Source organism: Streptomyces sp. ATexAB-D23 (genome assembly GCF_000373645.1).
Taxonomy (GTDB): domain Bacteria; phylum Actinomycetota; class Actinomycetes; order Streptomycetales; family Streptomycetaceae; genus Streptomyces; species Streptomyces castrisilvae.
On sequence record NZ_KB892046.1, the window covers coordinates 335,552 to 353,769 of the forward strand.

13 protein-coding genes and 1 riboswitch are annotated in these 18,218 nt (G+C 73.2%); of the genes, 6 read left to right on the top strand and 7 right to left on the bottom strand.

Features of this window, described 5'->3' with window-relative positions; all coding sequences use genetic code 11:
- Positions 1–151 precede the first annotated feature (151 nt).
- Positions 152–2,362, bottom strand: a complete 2,211-nt coding sequence (locus tag B082_RS0129430) for a HelD family protein (RefSeq protein ID WP_018555389.1) — start codon at positions 2,360–2,362, stop codon at positions 152–154.
- Between the two features lie 237 nt (positions 2,363–2,599).
- On the opposite strand from B082_RS0129430, the gene fes reads away from it, so the two are divergent.
- Positions 2,600–3,874 carry an enterochelin esterase gene (fes, locus tag B082_RS0129435; protein WP_018555390.1) on the top strand — a complete coding sequence of 425 codons (1,275 nt, stop codon included), beginning with the start codon at positions 2,600–2,602 and terminating at the stop codon, positions 3,872–3,874.
- A gap of 31 nt (positions 3,875–3,905) precedes the next feature.
- Here fes and B082_RS0129440 read toward each other — a convergent pair whose 3' ends face one another.
- From B082_RS0129440 to B082_RS0129465, 6 genes are all read right to left on the bottom strand, one after another.
- Entirely contained in the window at positions 3,906–7,826 is a 3,921-nt protein-coding gene (locus tag B082_RS0129440; RefSeq protein WP_018555391.1) for a non-ribosomal peptide synthetase, read from the bottom strand.
- 79 nt (positions 7,827–7,905) lie between these two features.
- The gene (locus B082_RS0129445) at positions 7,906–8,538 is read right to left on the bottom strand and encodes an isochorismatase family protein (RefSeq protein WP_018555392.1); all 633 of its coding nucleotides are present in this window, start codon (positions 8,536–8,538) and stop codon (positions 7,906–7,908) included.
- Between the two features lie 31 nt (positions 8,539–8,569).
- Positions 8,570–10,249, bottom strand: a complete 1,680-nt coding sequence (locus tag B082_RS0129450; RefSeq protein ID WP_018555393.1) for a (2,3-dihydroxybenzoyl)adenylate synthase — start codon at positions 10,247–10,249, stop codon at positions 8,570–8,572.
- Positions 10,246–11,457: an isochorismate synthase gene (locus tag B082_RS0129455; protein ID WP_018555394.1), complete on the bottom strand. Its 1,212-nt coding sequence runs from the start codon at positions 11,455–11,457 to the stop codon at positions 10,246–10,248. Before B082_RS0129455 ends, B082_RS0129450 begins: the two co-directional genes overlap by 4 nt.
- A 60-nt stretch (positions 11,458–11,517) precedes the next feature.
- Entirely contained in the window at positions 11,518–12,315 is a 798-nt protein-coding gene (locus tag B082_RS0129460) for a 2,3-dihydro-2,3-dihydroxybenzoate dehydrogenase (protein WP_018555395.1), read from the bottom strand.
- A complete protein-coding gene (locus B082_RS0129465; RefSeq protein WP_018555396.1) occupies positions 12,312–13,298 on the bottom strand; it encodes an ABC transporter substrate-binding protein in 987 nt (328 codons plus the stop codon). Before B082_RS0129465 ends, B082_RS0129460 begins: the two co-directional genes overlap by 4 nt.
- Before the next feature lie 164 nt (positions 13,299–13,462).
- Between B082_RS0129465 and B082_RS0129470 the strand changes: the two genes are divergently transcribed.
- The 5 genes from B082_RS0129470 to B082_RS0129490 all read left to right on the top strand — a co-directional run bounded on the left by B082_RS0129470 (position 13,463) and on the right by B082_RS0129490 (position 18,150).
- On the top strand, positions 13,463–14,545 hold the full coding sequence (locus tag B082_RS0129470) for a FecCD family ABC transporter permease (RefSeq protein WP_018555397.1): 1,083 nt from the start codon (positions 13,463–13,465) through the stop codon (positions 14,543–14,545).
- Positions 14,542–15,591: a FecCD family ABC transporter permease gene (locus B082_RS0129475; protein ID WP_018555398.1), complete on the top strand. Its 1,050-nt coding sequence runs from the start codon at positions 14,542–14,544 to the stop codon at positions 15,589–15,591. Before B082_RS0129470 ends, B082_RS0129475 begins: the two co-directional genes overlap by 4 nt.
- A gap of 7 nt (positions 15,592–15,598) precedes the next feature.
- A complete protein-coding gene (locus tag B082_RS0129480) occupies positions 15,599–16,432 on the top strand; it encodes an ABC transporter ATP-binding protein (protein WP_018555399.1) in 834 nt (277 codons plus the stop codon).
- Positions 16,433–16,732: 300 nt separating this feature from the next.
- Positions 16,733–16,917: riboswitch (cyclic di-AMP (ydaO/yuaA leader) on the top strand.
- Positions 16,918–16,920: 3 nt separating this feature from the next.
- Positions 16,921–17,793, top strand: a complete 873-nt coding sequence (locus B082_RS0129485; RefSeq protein WP_018555400.1) for a transglycosylase SLT domain-containing protein — start codon at positions 16,921–16,923, stop codon at positions 17,791–17,793.
- Positions 17,794–17,961: 168 nt separating this feature from the next.
- Complete coding sequence (locus tag B082_RS0129490) at positions 17,962–18,150, top strand: antitoxin (protein ID WP_018555401.1); 189 nt, start codon at positions 17,962–17,964, stop codon at positions 18,148–18,150.
- Positions 18,151–18,218: the final 68 nt, after the last annotated feature.

Below are 18,218 nucleotides of genomic sequence, written 5' to 3' on the forward strand. Positions count from 1 at the left end.
GCGGAACGGCGCCGCCCCGACAACGTTGTCAACGACGTGAGGATGCTCCTCCTGTGACTCCGGGGTGTCAAGGCTTCCCGGAACCCGTCCGTCCGGGCCGGGCTGTCCGCGTACAACAGCCCGGCCCACGAAGCCGGTTGCCCGGCGGCCGTCAGCGCAGAGAGGGGGGAAGCGCCTCGCGGTGCACGATCCCCAGCCGCTGTGTGGCCCGGGTCAGCGCCACATACAGATCGCTGGTCCCGAACCGGCCGGGCTCCACGACCAGCACATGGTCGAATTCGAGACCCTTGGCCTGCCGGGGGCCGAGCAGGACCACCGTCCGGGTCAGATCGGGCTCGGCTCCGGCCACGACCCCGTCCAGCGGGGCGGCGATCTCCTCGTGCAGCTCACGCGGCGCGATCACCGCGAGGCGTCCCTCCGCCGGCGTCAGCTCGGCGACCGCCCGCGCCACCGCGCCCGTCAGGTCGTCGCCGGCGTCCCGGACCCACGGCACCTCCCCGGTGGACCGCACCGAGCCGGGCGGCTCGAACGAGGGGTCGTCGGCCCGCAGCACCTTCGCCGCGACCTCCATGATCTCGGCGGGCGTACGGTAGTTGACCCCGAGCCGGACGTGCTCGAAACGATCCCCCACGTACGGATCGAGGATCTCCTTCCACGAGCCGATCCCCGCCTCCTCCGAGGTCTGCGCCGGGTCGCCCACCAGGGTCAGCGACCGGGTCGGGGAACGGCGCATCAGCAGCCGCCACGCCATCGGCGACAGCTCCTGCGCCTCGTCCACGATGATGTGCCCGAACGCCCAGGTCCGGTCGGCGGCGGCGCGTTCGGCCGCGCTGCGGTGATCGGCCTCCTCCTGCCGCTCCGCCATCCGTTCGGCGTCGATGATGTCGTGCGCGGCGAGCACCTCCGACTCCTCGTCCTCGAACTCGAAGGACTCCGAGCCCCTGGACAGCTCCAGCACCCCCTGGGCGTACGCGATCCGCTCCTGGCGCTCGGCCTCGGCCGCAGCCCGCTCGGCGCTGTCGTCCACCCCGAGCAGTTCGGCCGCCTCGTCCAGCAGCGGTACGTCGGCAGGTGTCCAGCCGCCCTCGCCGGGCGCGCGCCGGATGGCCTCGGCGTCCTCGGCCGGCAGGTGGACCGGCTCGGCGAGGTAGTCGGCGAGGAAGCCCTCCGGGTCGAGGTGCGGCCACAGCGAGTCGATCGAGGCGTGCACCTCCCGGCTGACGGCGACGCCCTTGCCGAGCTGGGCGATGTCGTCGGGGCCGAGGAAGTTGGGGCCGCCGTACGGGTCGGCGCCGATGCGCTCGGTGAGCTGCGCGGTCAGCGCGTCGATGATCCGGAAGGCGAAGTGCGGCCGGGCGAGGTTGTACGGCAGCCGGGTGTCGCGCGCCGCCTGCCGTGCCTCGTACGCGATCTCCCAGTCCAGGATCAGGTCGCCGTCGTCGTGCGCGATGACCAGCGGCGCGCCGGGTTCGGGCAGCTGCTGCCGGTCGCGCACGGCCAGCGCCAGCGCCTCGGCCATGGCCGAGGCGCCCTTCACCGCCGCGGCACGGGGCGTGTCGGTGCCGCGGGCGTGGACCCCGGGGAACAGCTCGGCCTGCGTGGCGAGCAGGACACCGGTCTCGCCGAGCGCGGGCAGCACCTCGCCGATGTAGCTCAGGAACGCCGGATTGGGGCCCACGATCAGGACGGCGCGCTTGGCGAGCAGCTCGCGGTGCTCGTACAGCAGGAACGCCGCCCGGTGCAGCGCCACCGCCGTCTTGCCGGTGCCGGGTCCGCCCTCGACCACGAGGACACCGCGGTGCGGGGCGCGGATGATGCGGTCCTGCTCGGCCTGGATGGTCCGCACGATGTCGGCCATGCGTCCGGTGCGCGCGGAGTTCACGGCGGCGAGCAGGACGGTGTCGCCGCTCGGGTCCTCGAAGCCGGTGCGCTCCCGGTCCCGGACGTCGAGGATCTCGTCGTGCAGCTCGGTGACGGTGCGGCCCTCGGTGGTGATGTGCCGGCGCCTGCGCAGCCCCATCGGAGTGTGACCGGTGGCGAGGTAGAAGGGACGGGCGACCGGTGCGCGCCAGTCGATCAGCATGGGCGTGTGTTCGGTGTCGTCCTCGCGGATTCCGATACGGCCGATATGGTGCGCGGCGCCGTCCGCGAGATCGATGCGGCCGAAACAGAGCGAGCCGTCGACCGCGTTCAGAGCGGCGAGCAGACCCGAGCGCTCGGAGACGAGCACATCACGTTCGAGCCGGGCCTGGAGGCCGTTGCCGACGGGCGTCAGGGCGTCCTGGACCCGCTCGGCGGCGACACCGCGCAGCACATCGACACGGTCGTAGAGCCGGTCGACGAATTCCTGCTCCTTCTGCAATTCGGCACTTTCCCGAGTTGACAAAATCGCTCCCTGACGGCTAAGGTGTTTCTTAGTGGCCACCCTTGAGGGGCCTTTTCTGTGGGCGCACAGAACCTCCCAATATACTCGTGAAATTCCCCGGTCCGCAATTGCGGACCGGGGAATTCTCTTTGCGCGGGGGCGCTCGCGCGACACCGCGCACCTCGAAGGTAAGGTAACCCTAAGTAAGTCGCCTCGTCGTTCGGGAGCCCGCCCATGATCCACTCCGTGCCGCCCCAGGACTCTCCCCGGCGGCCGCCCGGGACGGCACGGACCGAGCCCCTGAGCCGGCTCGCCCGGTCGGTCTGCGCGCTCCCGGAGCCGGCGGACGTGGAGGAGTTCTGGGCCGGGGTGCGGGAGCGGGGCACCCCGCTCGTCGGGCCCGACCCGCAGGGCAGCGCCGACCACCTGGCCGTCACCCACCTCTGGCGCGGGGCCCCGGGAACCCGGGCCGTCCAGGTGCTGCCCAACAAGCTCGGCGACCCCCGCGACCCCGGGGGCAACCTGATGGAGCGCGCCCCCGGGACCGACGTGTGGCACTGGACGCTGCGGCTGCGGCGCGACTGGCGGGGCACCTACGACTTCTACGTGGACGAGGGCGAAGGACCCGAGCCCGGCACCGCCGGCTACTGGCGGTGGCTGCGCACCCGGCGGCGTCCCGATCCGCTGAACCCGGCCTCGCTGCCCCGCCGTTGGAGCGGCGATCCGCTTTCCTACCACGAGCTTCCGGCCGCGCCGAGCGCCCGCGACTGGCTGCCGCGCACCGGGGTGCCGCACGGGGAGACCGCCGCGTACGACGTGCCGTCGCGGCACCTCGGCGGCAGCCGGCGCACCTGGCTCTACCGGCCGTCGGCCGCGCACGGGGCGGTGGCGGATCTGCCCGTGCTGGTCCTCCTGGACGGCGAGCACTGGCAGCCGCGGCTCGGCCTCTCGCACCTCCTGGACAACCTCATCGCGGACGGGCGCGTCCCCCCGCTCGTCGCCGTGCTGCCGGACTCCGTGGACGCGGACACCCGGTGGACGGACCTGGCGTGCAGCCCCGGCTTCGTCGCGTTCCTGGCCGACGAACTGCTGCCGTGGACCGCGGCCCGCCTGCCCGTCACGGACGACCCCGCGCGCACCGTCGTAGCCGGGCAGAGTCTGGGCGGGCTCACCGCCGCCTACGCCGCCCTCTCGGAGCCCGGCCGCTTCGGCAACGTCCTCGCGCAGTCCGGCTCGTTCTGGTGGCCCGACGGCCCGGAGGCGGAGTGGCTCACGGCACGGATCGCGCAGACGCCCCGGCAGCCGGTCCGCTTCCGGCTCTCCTTCGGCGAGCAGGAGTGGGTCGCGCTGCCCGCCGCCCGCCGGCTGCGCGACACGCTCACCGCGGCCGGCTACGACGACGCCACCTACCAGGAGTTCAACGGCGGCCACGACTATCTGTGCTGGCGCACGGAACTGGCCGACGGCCTGGTGGAGCTGCTGTCCCCGGGCACCGCCGCCCCCTCCTGACCCGGTGCCGGGTGGGGACGGCGGTGCCGGATCAGGCGTCCGGTGCCGCCAGCCGCGCCGCGAGCACGGGAGCGATGACGTCGAGCTGCCGGTCCCGCATCACCTGCGCGTGGGTGCAGTCCAGGTCATGGTTGACCACGGTGCCCGTCACATGCGCCCGCCAGGCCCGGTGGCTGAGCCAGTGCTCCGCGCGGGGCGCCGCCGCGGTGAAGAACAGCAGATCGCCCTCGTACCGCCGGTGCGTGTGCTCACGCGTCATGCGGGCGTGGTTGGGCACGATGTCGACGATTCGGGACAGCGTGTGGTCCCCGAGACCGGCCAGCGGACTGCCCGCCCGGCGCAGCGTGGCCAGGACATCGCCACGGGTGCGTTCACCACCGCGCTCGAAGCCCGCCATGCGCAGCACCGCGGTGAGGGCGTCGCCCTCCGCGGGCGCCGGGCGCCCGCGCCACTGCTCGGCGGGGAACGCGTCCAGCAGCGCCAGCAGTTCGACCTTCTGGCCGCTCTCCTGGAGCAGCACCGCCACCGCGTGGGCGAGCACCCCGCCGACCGACCAGCCGAGCAGCCGGTAGGGGCCGTCGCCCTGCACCGCGCGGATGCGGTCCACGTGGCCGGCGGCCTCCTCCTCCAGGGTGCGCGGGAGCGGTTCGCCGCGGACCAGCCCACGGGCCTGGATGCCGTACACCGGCTGGTCCGGTCCCAGCCGGGCCGACAGACCGGCGTAGGCCCACGCGATGCCGCCCGCCGGGTGGATGGCGAACAGGGGAGTGCGGTCGCCGGTCCCGCGCAGCGGCAGGACGGCGCCCAGCGCGTCCCCCGACGCCGGCCCGGCGGCGTCGATCCGGGCGGCGAGCGCCTCCGGTGTGGACGCCTCGAACAGCGAACCGACCGTCAGCGCGGCGCCGAACTCCTCCCGCACCCGCGCCACGAGCCGCACCGCGAGCAGCGAGGTGCCGCCCAGGTCGAAGAACGCGTCGTCCGGGCCGACTTCCGCCACCCCGAGCACCTCCGCGAACAGCGCGCTCAGCGCCTCCTCGCGGGCGCCCTTCGCCGGGCGCGCACCGGCACCGCCGGCGTGGACGGGGGCGGGCAGCCCCCGGCGGTCCAGCTTGCCGCTGGGGCCCAGCGGGAACGCGTCGAGCGCGACCACCGCCGCCGGCACCAGGTGCTCCGGAAGCTGCCGCGCCAGTGCGGCCCGTACGTCCGAGGGCTCGGCGGTCCCCGTCACGTACCCGACCAGCCGCTGGTCGTCCGGCCGGTCCTCGCGCACCAGGGCACAGGCCCCGTCCACACCGGGGTGGGCGGCCAGGGCGGCCTCGATCTCGCCGAGTTCGACGCGCTGCCCGCGCAGCTTGACCTGGTCGTCGGTGCGGCCGAGGAATTCGAGCTCGCCCTCCTCGGTCCAGCGCGCCAGGTCGCCCGTGCGGTACATGCGCGCGGCGGGCGGTCCGAAGGGGTCGGCGACGAAGCGGGCCGCGGTGAGCGCCGGCCGGTTCAGATAGCCGTCGGCCAGCTGCCGCCCGCCCAGGCAGAGTTCTCCCGCCACACCCGGCGGGCAGGGCCGCAGCGCGGCGTCCAGCACATACGGCCGGGTGTTCCACACGGGCCGGCCGATCGGCACCGGACCGGCGCCGTCCGGGGCGCACGGGTGGAAGGTGACATCGACGGCGGCCTCCGTCGGCCCGTACAGATTGTGCAGGGCGACGTGCGGCAGGGCGTGCCCGAAGGCGTGGGCCGTCTCCCGGGGCAGCTCCTCGCCGCTGGAGAACACGCGGCGCAGCCCCGCGCACCGGCCGGCGTCCGCACCGGCCAGGAAGGCCCGGAGCATCGACGGCACGAAATGGCAGACGGTCACGGACTGTTCGCGGATCAGCCGGGCCAGGTACCCGGGGTCCTTGTGCCCCCCGGGCTCGGCGACGACGAGCGCGGCCCCCGCACGCAGCGGCCAGAACAACTCCCACACCGACACGTCGAACGACGACGGCGTCTTGTGCAGCACCCGGTCGCCGGGGCCCAGCGGATAGGCGTCCTGCATCCAGCGCAGCCGGTTGTCGATCGCCCGGTGCGGGACGACGACGCCCTTGGGACGGCCGGTGGAGCCCGAGGTGTGGATGACGTACGCCGGGTGCGCGGGCGTCAGCGGGCGCGGCGGATCGGTCCACGGGTATCCGGAGACGTCCAGCCCCGCCAGGACCACCGAGGGAGTCCCCGTGTCCGCGGGGAGGCGGTCCGCGCGGTCCGTGACGGCGCAGACCGGCTCCGCGTCCCGGAGCATGTGCGTGATCCGCTCCGACGGGTGGTCCGGGTCCAGCGGCAGATAGGCGGCCCCGGCCTTCAGCACGGCGAGCAGCGAGACGACCAGCTCCACCGAGCGGGGCACCGCCACCGCTACCACCGCCCCGGGCCGGGCGCCCAGGGTCCGCAGATGGCGGGCCAGCCGGTTGGCCCGGGTGTTCAGCTCCGCGTAGGTGAGCGAGACATCCCCGTGGACCAGGGCGGTCGCGTCCGGGGTGCGGACGGCCTGCGCCTCGATCGGGCCGATCAGGGTCGTCGGCGGCAGCTCGCGGCCCGTGCGGACGAACCGGTCGCGGACCAGCTCCAGTTCGGCCGGTGTGGCGATGCCGTGCGCGGCGAGCGGGGTGCGGGGGCCCGCGTCGGCCAGCCGCTCCACCAGACGCAGGAAGCGCTCCTGGTGCGCGGCGAGCGCCCCCTCGTCGTACAGCGCCGGATTGGCGTCGTGGTCGATGATCAGGCCGCGGCCGTCGCCGCGGTCGTAGATGTTGACGGTCAGGTCGTCCACCGGGCCGGCCGACAGATTGCGGGACCGGGCCCGCGCCCCGGCGAAGTCCACGTCGTAGACGAACGGCATCGCGTTGACGAGCGGGCCGACCAGCGCCCGGTTCTCGCCGAGCAGCCGCAGATCGCGGCGGATGTCCTCGTAGCGGTAACGCTGGTGGCGGCGGACCGTGCGGATCCCGAGGACCACCTCGCGCACCAGCTCACCGAAGGCCGCCTCCGGCTCGACGGCCACCCGCAGCGGCAGCACGTTCGTCACCATGCCGGGAACCCGCAGCGCCACCGGGCCGACCCGGCCCATCATCGGCAGCCCGAGCACCACATCGCGGCGGCCCGTGGCCCGGGACACGTACAGCGCCTGCGCGGCGATCAGCACCTCGGGCCAGGTCGCGCGCAGCTGCGCGGCCAACTCCCGCACCCGTCCGGTGGCCCGCGGGCCCAGATGGGCGGTGCGGCGCAGGGACGTACGGGAGGGCAGCGCGCCCCGGTCCGCGAGCCTCGGCGCCTCGGGCCCGTCGGCGAACTCGGCCGACCAGTGCGCACGGTCCGCTTCGAACGCGTCCGACTCCCGGTACGCGGCGTCCTGCGCGACCAGACCGGCCAGTGTGCCGAAGCGGCGCGGGGCGGGGTCCTCGCCCCGGGCGAGCGCCGAGTACACCTCGGCGGTGCGCCGCACGAGCAGCGAGTGGCCGAAGCCGTCCACGACGAGGTGGTGGACGCGCTGGTACCAGAGCCAGCGCTCGTCGCCGAGCCGGAACAGCGCGTACCCGAACAGCGGCCCCGCCGCCAGGTCGCACGGCCGGGCCAGATCCGCCCGCATCCACGCCAGCGCCTGCCCCCGTCCGTCCGGCACGTCCCGCAGATCGCGCACGGTCAGCGGCAGTCCGACGGCGGCGGCGATGTGCTGGCGGGGCCCGTCGGGCCCGTCCTTCACACACACGCGCAGCGCGTCCGTCTCGGCGACGACCCGGCGCAGCGCGGCCGCGAAGACCCCGGGATCGACCGGGCCGTCGATCTCCAGGTACTCGGCGGTGTTCTGCGCCGGGCTCAGCGGATCGAGCGACTGCGCGTACCACATGCCCGACTGGGCCGCCGTCAGCGGGAGTACGGCCTTCGACGCACGGGCCGCCGCCTCGCCGGCGAGCAGGACCGTCATGAGACACCCACCCCCGGCAGCGGGGACCGGGCTTCGGCGCGGTGCCGCGCGTACGCGGTCGGGGCGGGAACCACGGCGCTCAGACCTCCTTCAGAAGCAGATCGGTGGTCGTCACGACCGCGCAGCGCCCCGCCGCCCAGCGCAGCGCCATGTCGTGGTCCGCGCGCGAGAAGTCCGCGACGGCGTCGGCCACCACGAACGCCTGGATGTCCCGCATCCACGCGTCGGCCGCGCTCATCAGCACCCCGATGTGCGCGTACACCCCGGTGATCACCAGCTGGTCGCGCTCCTCCTTGCGGATCAGCGCCTCCAGATCGGTGCGGGCGAACGCGCTGTACTTCCACTTGGTGAGGACGGTGTCACCGGGCGCGGGCGCGACCGCTTCCGGCGTCGCCAGGGCCTCCGGGTCATCGGCCACGCCCGGCCCCCAGAAGTCGAGCTGGAGCCCGCGCTCCTCGGGGGTCTGGCCGCCGCGCTGCGCCGAGTAGACGACCGGGATCCCGGCGCGGCGGTAGGTCTCGATGATGCGCGCCGTGTTCTCCAGCATGCCGGTCAGCGGCTGCTCGCCGGGGCGGTAGGCGCTCAGGAAGTGATTCTGCAGGTCGTGTACGAGCAGCACGGCGCGCATCGGGTCGACGGTCCAGCCGACACGGTTCACGGGGAGTTCGTCCGCGCCCGGCAGGGCGTAGGGGGCGATGGCGGGGAGTGCCATGAGGAGGCCTTTCGTGCCGCTCGGGGCGGGCTCAGTGCTGCTCGGCGGAGGGGGAGGCGGGTGCGGGCGCGGACGGGGCCGGTCCGGCGGGGGATTCGGAGCGCAGGCCCTTCTTGCTGACCTTGCCGATTCCGGTCTGCGGGAAGACGTCGACGAACTCGACGAGGTCGGGGATCTTGTACGCGGCGACGCCGCGCTCGCGCACATGCCGTTTCACGGCCAGGGCCCCGAGCGGTCCGGAGTCCTCGCGCAGGATCACATAGGCGAGGGTGCGCTCGCCGAGGTACGCGTCGGCCACACCGACCACCGACACGTCGTGCACGGCCGGGTGGGCGAGGATGATGTTCTCGATCTCCTCCGGCGCGACCTTCTCGCCGCCCCGGTTGATCTGGTCCTTCGCCCGGCCCTCGACCACGAGATGCCCGCCCGGGGTGCGGCGCACGATGTCGCCCGTGCGGTAGAAGCCGTCCTCGGTGAACGCCGACCTGTTGTGTCCGGGAGCGCGCCAGTAGCCGCGAATCGTGTACGGGCCCCGGGTGAGCAGGTGCCCGAAGTCCCCCTCGGCCACCTCGTGTCCGGCGTCGTCCACGATGCGGATCTCGTCGTCCTCGGAGATCGGCCGGCCCTGGGTGGTGACCACGGTCTCCGGGTCGTCGTCCAGCCGGGTGTAGTTGACGAGGCCCTCGGCCATGCCGAAGACCTGCATCAGCCGGCACCCGAGCGCGGGCTCCAGGCGACGGGCCGCCGTCTCGCTGTACTTGGCGCCGCCGACCAGGACCAGCTCCAGGCTGGAGAGGTCCTGCCCGGCGCCCGGGGCGGCCTCGGTCCACAGCAGGGCGAGCGGCGGCACCATGCCCGTCATCGTCACGCGTTCCCGCTCGACGAGGGGGAACGCCGTCGCGGGGTCGGGGCGCGGGCACAGGACGACGGTGCCGCCGGCGTACAGCGTGCCGAGCCAGCCGGGCGAACTCATCGGGAAGTTGTGCGCGGCGGGCAGGACGACGAGGTAGCGGGTGTCCGCGTCGACGCCGCAGATCTCGTTGGAGCCGCGCAGCGAGTAGATGTAGTCGTCGTGCGTGCGGGGGATGAGCTTGGGGACCCCGGTGGTGCCGCCGGACAGCTGGAGGAAGGCCAGGTCGTGCGGCTCGGGGCCGTCCTCGGGCGCCGCGGTCTCCTCGCACGGCACGTCGGACAGGGCGGTGTGCTTCCCCGGGTCGCCGACGACGAACACGTGCTTCAGGGTGGGCGTTCGCTCCTGTACGGCGGTCGCCAGCGCGCGGTGGTCGAATCCGGCGTGCCGGTCCGGGATCACGTAGGCGACGGCCTCGGCGAACGAGCAGAAGTAGCCGATCTCCGTCTCCCGGTGGGCGGGCAGCGCGTAGACGGGCAGCGCGCCGATCCGGAAGAGGGCGAACACGACCTCGGCGAACTCGGCGATGTTCGGCAGCTGGACGACGACCCGGTCGCCCTTGGCTATCCCGCGCGCCCGGAATCCGGCCGCGAGCCGGGCCGCGCGCTCGTCCAGTTCGCGATAGGTCCAGGCGCGGCGCTCGGGGGCCGGGTCGATCAGCGCCACGCGGTCGCCGTGGGCCTCGGCCCGTTCGCGCAGCATGCCGGAGAACGTCTCGCCGCGCCAGTGCCCGGCCGCCCGGTAGCGGGCGGCGAACTCGGCCGGCCAGGTCGGGGCGTCTTCGTGCGGTGCGGTGCTCACAGGGCGGCTCCCACGGCGTTGAGGAACGTACGGAACTTGGCGCCGGTCTCGGCGGTCTCGGCTTCCGGCGAGGACGCGGCGACCACCCCCGCCCCGGCGAACAGCCGCAGCGAGCGGCCCTCCGCCTCGGCGCAGCGGATCGTCACCACCCACTCACCGTCGCCGTCCGCGTCCTGCCAGCCGACCATGCCGGTGTAGGCGCCCCGTTCGAAGGGCTCGGACCGGGCGATGACGGCCCGCGCCACGTCGGTGGGCGTGCCGCACACGGCGGGCGTGGGGTGCAGTGCGGAGGCGAGGGCGAGCGAGGTGGTGGCGGGGTCGGTGAGGGTTCCGGTGACGGTCGTGGACAGGTGCCACATGGCCTCCGTCCGTGCCAGCGTGGGCTGTTCGGGCACGTCCAGGCCGGTGCAGAACGGGGCGAGGGCCTCGCGCACGGCATCGACGACGACGGCGTGCTCGTGGAGGTCCTTGGGCGACTCCAGCAGCGCGGCGGCCCGCCGCACGTCCTCGGCGAGGTCGCTGCTGCGGGGCGCGGAGCCGGCCAGCGGGTTGGCGGTGAGCCGGCCTCCGGTGCGGGCGACGAGGAGTTCGGGGCTGGCGCCGATGAGGGTGCGGCCGGGGCCGCTGGGCACGGCGAAGGTGTAGCCGCCCGGGTCGTGGCGGGCGAGCCGGCGCAGCATGGCGGGAAGATCGAGGTCCTGGGAGGAGGTCAGTTCCAGGGTGCGCGCGAGGACGACCTTGTCGAACTCGCCCGCCCGCATCCGCCGGACCGCCGCGTCCACCGCGGCACCGTAACCGGCCGCCGAGGGGACCTCCCGGGTCTGCCAGGTGCCGGGCCCGGCTGCCGGGACGGGCAGGGCGACGAACGGGTCGTCGCGCAGGGCGGATGCCCGGCGCACGGTCTGCGGGACGGCCAGCGCGGCCGGTGCCTGCGGGTCGAAGGGCAGCGAACCCATGACGACCGGCGCCGCGTTCCCGGCCCGCCGGGCGGCGTCCAGGGCCTCCTGTACGCGGACGGCGGGCGGCCGGTCGTCGTGCGGGACCTCGGCGGCGGTGCCGGTGCCGAGCAGGGTGCGGCCGGGCGAGGCGAGGAAGCGGTCCGTGCCGGGCCGGTAGGCGTCCAGGAGGGCGGTGGCCGGACCGGACGAGGGGGAGTGTGGTGGGGCGGCCTGGGGCGGGGCGGAGGGTACGCGCAGTGAGGCAGACATCGTGGTTGTCTCCAGTGGGGGAGGGCTGCGAGCCGCTGTCAATGACGTGGTGCGTGCAGGTCAGGCCCGCAGGGTGGCGCCGCCGTCGACGTAGAGGTCGTGCAGGGTGATGTGGCGGGCGCGGTCGGACACGAGGAAGGCGACGGCCTCGGCGATGTCCGAGGGCTCGGCGATCCGGCCGAGCGGTATGCCCGTGCGGTAGCTCGCCAGGTCCCCGGCGATGACGCGCCGGGCCGCGGGCCCGTCGTCCCGCTCCTCGCCGGCCGGCCACATCCCGCGCTGCATGTCGGTGAGGGTGGAGCCCGGTGACACGGTGTTGCACCGCACGCCCAGGGGCGCCAGCTCCAGGCCGAGGCATTTGGTGAACATGACGGACGCGGCCTTCGACGCGGCGTAGGCCGCCATGGTCGTCCTGGGTATGCCCGCCGCGTTGGAGGCGACCGTGACGATGCTGCCCGCGCCGCGCCCCGCCATCCGGCGCGAGACGGCCCGCGAGACGTGGAACACCCCGTTGGTGTTGACGGCGAACGTCGCCGCCCAGTCCTCGTCCGTCAGCTCGCCGACCGGCGAACAGCGCAGTATCCCGGCGACGTTGACCGCGATGTCGAGTGCGCCGACGGTCTCCTCGGCATCGGCGACGAGGGCCTCCACGGCCGCCGCGTCCGTGACGTCGAGGACCCGCGCGACGACGCTCTCGCCGTGTTCCCGGGCGAGCGCGTCGATGCCTTCGCGGTCCACGTCGGTCGCCAGCACCCGGCAGCCGCGTTCGACGAGGACCCGCACGACCGCTTCGCCTATGCCGCGGCCCGCTCCCGTCACGAGGGCCAGCCGGCCGGTGAGTTCCTGCGCGGTGCTCACTTGACCATCGCCTTCCGGATGTCGTCGAGCACGGAGACGGCCGCCTGCGCGCCGCCCAGGCTCGTCCACTTGGTGCCGTCGATCACGGTCGCCTGCTTGGCGCTGACGGCCTTGAGCTGCTGGTAGGCGGGCTTCTCGGCCAGTTCGTCCACGAGGTCCCGGTCCGAGCCGGTGGAGGTGAGCGTGCCGATGAAGAGCCAGTCGCCGTCGATCTCCTTGAGGTTCTCGTCGCTGATCGGCGTCGAGTGGCCCTCGCCCCTGTCGTTCTGGATGCCGGGGCGGGTGAAGCCGAGGTCCTTCAGCACGTCGCTGATGAAGACGCCCTGCTGCATGACGGCCGAGCCCTTGGCGGAGTAGCGGGCGACGGACACGCTCGCGCCGGTTCGGTCGCCCAGGTCCTTCTTCAGGGCGGTGACCCGGCTCTCGTAGCCGGCGAGGAACGCCTCGGCCTTGTTGCTCACGCCGAGGGCCTCGCCGGTGAGCGTGAGCGCCTTCTTCCAGTCCTTGGTGCCGTCGATCGTGACGACCGTGGGCGCGATCTTCCGCAGCTGCTGGAGGACCTGTTCGTCGGCGAGCTGGCCGGCCAGGATCACGTCCGGACCGGCCTGGACGACCTTCTCGATGTCCGGACCGGTGACGGCGCCCACGACCGGGATGTCCTTCGCCTCGTCCGCGAGGTAGCCCGGGGCCCCCTTCTGGCCGCGGCCCGCGGTGAGACCCACCGGCTTCACACCCAGGGCGAGCGCCGCGTCCAGGTCCATCTCGCTGAGGGCGACGACGCGCTTCGGCGCCGAGGGGACCTTCACCGCGGTTCCGGTCGCATCGGTCACCCGAGTCGTCGTCGCCTTGCCCGCGTGGGCGGACGCGTCCGGTTTGCCGGACGATCCGCAGGCGCTCAGGGCGAGAGCGCTGACGCCGGCCAGCGAGACCGCCACGGCCGGGCGGAGGAGACGACGGGAGGAAGGGGTGGGATGCGGCGCCATGGCCTGGGATCTCCGTGTGTATGCGAGGGGCGAATGGGTCCGGGCGGGCGTTCCGTAGCAACCGACAGGGGGAGCGGTACAGAGCGATTGACGTCGTCTCAGGGCAGGGATGTGCCCCGGGAGCCGCCGAAATCCGCTCGGGACACTTAGGTTAGGCTAACCATATGTCGATCGTGCAAGGGGGACGGCCCAAATCAAGGACCCTCTCCAGTGAAATCCTGCCGGAGGAAGGGCGTTTCGTCCGCTGGGCGGCCATCGGGCTCGCACTCCTGCTGCCGGCCCTGGTCCTGCTCTCCCTCGTCATCGGCACCGGCTCCAGCTCGCCCGGCGGCGCCTGGCACTACCTCACCGGCGACCCGGCCGCCCGCGCGGACGCCCAACTGCGCCTCGCCGTCATGGACGTACGCCTCCCGCGCACCGTCGCCGCCGTCCTCGTCGGCGCCTGTCTCGGCACCGCCGGCTGCCTCCTCCAGGCGGCCACCCGCAACCCGCTCGCCGAAACAGGGCTCCTCGGCGTCAACTCGGGGGCCGCCTTCGCCGTGGTCCTCGGACTCACCTTCTTCGGCGCGGACTCACCCACCGCGCTCCTTGCGTGGGCGCTGGCCGGCGGCATCCTCGCCAGCGCGGTGGTCCTGTTCTTCGCCGCCTCCGGACGCGGCGGCGGATCACCGCTGCGGCTCGTCCTGGCCGGATCGGCGCTCGGCGCCACCTTCCACGGACTCACCTCGTACGTCCTGCTGGGCACCCGGTCCACCTTCGACACCTACCGCTACTGGACGATCGGCTCGCTCGCCGGCGTCGAGCTCTCCGACCTGCTCCCCCTTCTCCCGCTCGTCGCCCTGGGGCTGCTCACCGCCTTCGGCTGCGCCCGGCCGCTCTCCGCGCTGGGCCTCGGCGACGACAGCGCCCGCTCGCTCGGCCACCACCCGGGCCGGATACGGCTCGTGGTCGCCGCGGCCGTGTCGCTGCTCGCCGGGTGTGCCGTCGCCGTGGCGGGCCCCATCGCCTTCCTCGGACTGTTCGCGCCCTACGCGGCCCGGACGGTCGCCGGCCCCCGGATGACCGGTCAACTCGTCCTGTCCGCCCTCATCGCGGCCGACGTCATGATCATCGCCGACATCCTGGCCCGTGTCGTCATCCGCCCCTGGGAGACCCCCGTCAGCGTGCTCCTCGCCTTCGTGGGCGGCCCCCTGCTCGTCTGGATCGCCCGCTCCTCCCGGCTGTCCACCCCCGGAGCCCCGGCATGACGGACGTGACACCCCCCGACAGCGTCGTCGTCCGCACCGGCACCCTGTCCTGGCTCCTGCCACGCCGCAGCGCCCTCGCCACCGCACTGCTCGTGCCGCTCCTCGTCCTCCTCGTCGCCCTCGCGGTGATGGCGAGTTCGACCGGGATGAGCCTGTCGGACACTGTCTCCGGACTGCTCGGCACCGGCGACCGCGGCACCGTCATGATCGTGCGCGAATTCCGGCTGCCCCGTGTCTTCACCGGCCTTCTCGTCGGCGCCGCCCTCGGCATCGCGGGCTGCCTCACCCAGACCCTCGCGGGCAACCGGCTCGCCACACCCGACCTGGTCGGCGTCAACGAGGGCGCCACCGCCGCCGTGGTCGCCTCCGCCGCGGGCTCGGCGACCGGCATGGTCGGCTCCTGGTGGCTCGGCCCCATCGGTGCCATCGCCGCCGCGGCCGTCGTCGTCCTGTGCGCGGGCGGTACGGGCAGCGCCGGCTACCGGCTGCTCGTGGCGGGCATCGGCATCTCCACGTTCATCGGCGCGGTCAGCGACCTGATCATGTCGCGCGAGAACGACAACACCGCGGGCGGCGTGTTCCTCTGGGCCGTCGGCAGCCTCAACGGACGCGACTGGGACGCCGGGGTGCCGCTCGCCGTGGTCCTGCTCTTCCTGGTCCCGCTTTCCCTGGCGGCCGGCCACCGCCTGCAACTCCTGCGCTTCGGCGACGAGGTGGCCCGCTCGCTCGGCGCCGACCCGCGCCGGGTCCGCGCCCTCGCGCTGGCCCTCGCCGTGCTCCTGGCCGGCACAGCCGTCGGCGTCGGCGGCCCCATCGCCTTCGTGGCCCTGGCGGCCCCCATCCTCGCCCAGCGGCTGTCCGGGCCCACCCGCGTCCCGGTCGTCGGCTCCGCCCTGACCGGGGCCGCGCTGATCGCCGCGGCCGACGCGCTGGGACGCGTCGCCGCACCCGTCGAACTGCCCGTCGGAGTCGTCACCAGCGTCCTCGGCGGCCCCTTCCTGCTCTGGGTACTGCTGCGCCCCGACCGGGCCGCCGGAAAGGCATGAACAACAGATGACCGAGAACGCCAACAGCACCGCCGCCGGCCTCGAAATCCGTACCCTGCACGCCGGATACCCCGGGCGCCCCGTCGTCGCGGACGTCGGCCTCGCCGTGCCCGCCGGACAGGTCGTCGCCGTCGTGGGCCCCAACGGATGCGGCAAGTCGACCCTGTTGCGTACCGTCGCCCGGCTCCACCGCCCCGCCTCGGGCGCGGTCCTGGTGGACGGCGCGGACATCTGGGAGCTGAGCCAGCGCCGGGCGGCGCACCGGGTGGCCCTGCTGCCCCAGTCGCCGCGCGCCCCGGAGGCCATCACCGTGGCGGGGCTCGTACGCTACGGCCGCAGCCCGCACCAGGGCCTGCTGCGCCAGTGGTCGCGCGAGGACGAGCAGGCCGTACGCGACGCGCTCGACGCCACCGGCACCACCGCCCTGGCCGGTGAACGCGTCGACCGGCTCTCCGGCGGTCAGCGCCAGCGCTGCTGGCTCGCGATGGTCCTCGCCCAGCAGACGCCGCTCATCCTGCTCGACGAACCCACCAGCGCCCTCGACCTCGGCCACGCCGTCGAGGTCCTGGAACTCGTCCGCGACGTCGCCGCCACCGGCCGCACGATCGTGATGGTCCAGCACGACCTGGCCGCCGCCGCCCGCTACGCCGACCGGCTCGTCGCCATGAAGGACGGTCGCGTCATCGCCGAGGGCACGCCCCGCGAGACCGTCGACGAGGCGCTGGTCAAGGAGCTGTACGGGCTCGAAACGGACATCCTGCGCGCCCCCGTCGACGGCTCACCGGTCGTCGTGCCGCGCGGTCGTGCGGGTGCGCGACCGCAGTCGGCCGCCACGCCGTGATGCCCTAATTGCCCGTTTATGGACCAAAAGCAAAAAAGGGGACTTCGGTGGGTGTTTGTTCGTACCTAAAGGTGTGAACACCGGGTAAATCGCCCCTTTCGGGCGCAGTGGCCAGCGTCACGTTTGTCATCCCTGACGCATGATCCGATGTCGCGGTTCCCGGGCGTGCCAAGAAAGTTGACTTCCGCCGGCGCCGCCGATGATGAGCATTTCCTTTGATTGATCTTGCAAAACAATTGTGATCACCAATTCCGGGCTTGTTCCGGCCGTCGTTTCTCGCTTACGGTCACCGTCATCAATCCGGATGGAACGCCGAATCCTGCCGCCATCCGGGAACCCGACCACTCACGTACGGCAGGAGCGGGGGACCCAGGTTTGCCGCCGGTCCGGTATCCGGAGCGGCTAGGGGTGAAGTCGCCATGTGCGGCCGGACATCTCCAGTCCGAACCCGACAGCTCACCTCGCAGGCGGCGGAGAGGAAATACGCCATGCCCTTCCCGGGTAAGCACCGTCGTGCCAAGTCCACGTCCCTGACCCGCGGTTTCATCGCCGTGAGCGCTGGTGGAGCCGTCCTCGCGCTCCCCCTGATGACCGCCGGAACGGCTTCCGCGGCCCCCGCGAAGACCGCCGTCACCGAAAAGTCCGCCACCCCGACGTCCGTCGCGGGCAAGGAAATCGCTGTGCGCAAGGCCACGCCCACCACCTATTCCGTGGTGTCCGGCGATTCCCTTTACAAGATCGCTCAGGGGCATTCCCTCAGCGGTGGCTGGGAGCGCCTGTACAAGGACAACCGGAACGTCGTCGGCAGCAACCCCGACCTCATTCACCCGGGTCTGAAGCTGACCATCGGTGCCACGTCGCAGGCCGCCGCACCGAAGGCCGCGACGAAGAGCGAATTCAAGGCGGAGACCGCCGAGAAGAAGGCCGACACCACCACGCGGACCGAGAGCGCCGACCGTGCCGACCGCTCGGAGCGCACGACGGTGCCCGTCGCCGAGAAGACCGCCGCGGCCACCGAGACGCAGACGGCCACCACGTACACCGACGACCTCGACGGCTGGATCAAGGAATCCCTCGCCGTCATGGCCGAGAACGGCATCCCCGGCAGCTACGACGGGATCTACCGCAACATCATCCGCGAGTCCTCGGGCAACCCGTTCGCCATCAACAACTGGGACTCCAACGCCGTCGCCGGCACGCCGTCCAAGGGCCTGCTCCAGGTGATCCAGCCCACCTTCGACGCCTACCACGTGCCCGGCACCTCGATGGACATCTACGACCCGGTCGCCAACATCACGGCCGCGTGCAACTACGCCGCCGCCACCTACGGCTCGATGGACAACGTCTTCGGCGCCTACTGATCTCGGCGGCCCCGCGCTCGGGGCGGAGCCGTGAGCAGGGGTGGAAGGAAGCGACACGCTTCCTTCCACCCCTTTTCGCATGGCTGCGGGCGGGACCGCCCGCCCCGGGGTGCGGCACCGGGGCAACGCGTGGATGCTGGGATGGTCAGCGTTCCAAGGAGGACAGTCATGAGCATGCTCGACAAGATCAAGGGCATGATCAAGGGGCATCCGGACCAGGCCCGCCAGGGAGTCGAGAAGGGCGGCGACTTCGTCGACAAGAGGACCGGCGGGAAGTACGGCAAGCAGGTCGACTCCGCCCAGAAGAAGCTCAATGACCAACTCGGTGACAGCCACCCGCGCAACGACGAGCGGTAAGCACCGGCGCCCTGAGCGGTGGACGCCGGATGATCATGGCGTCCACCGCTCGGGCACGCCCCCGCACG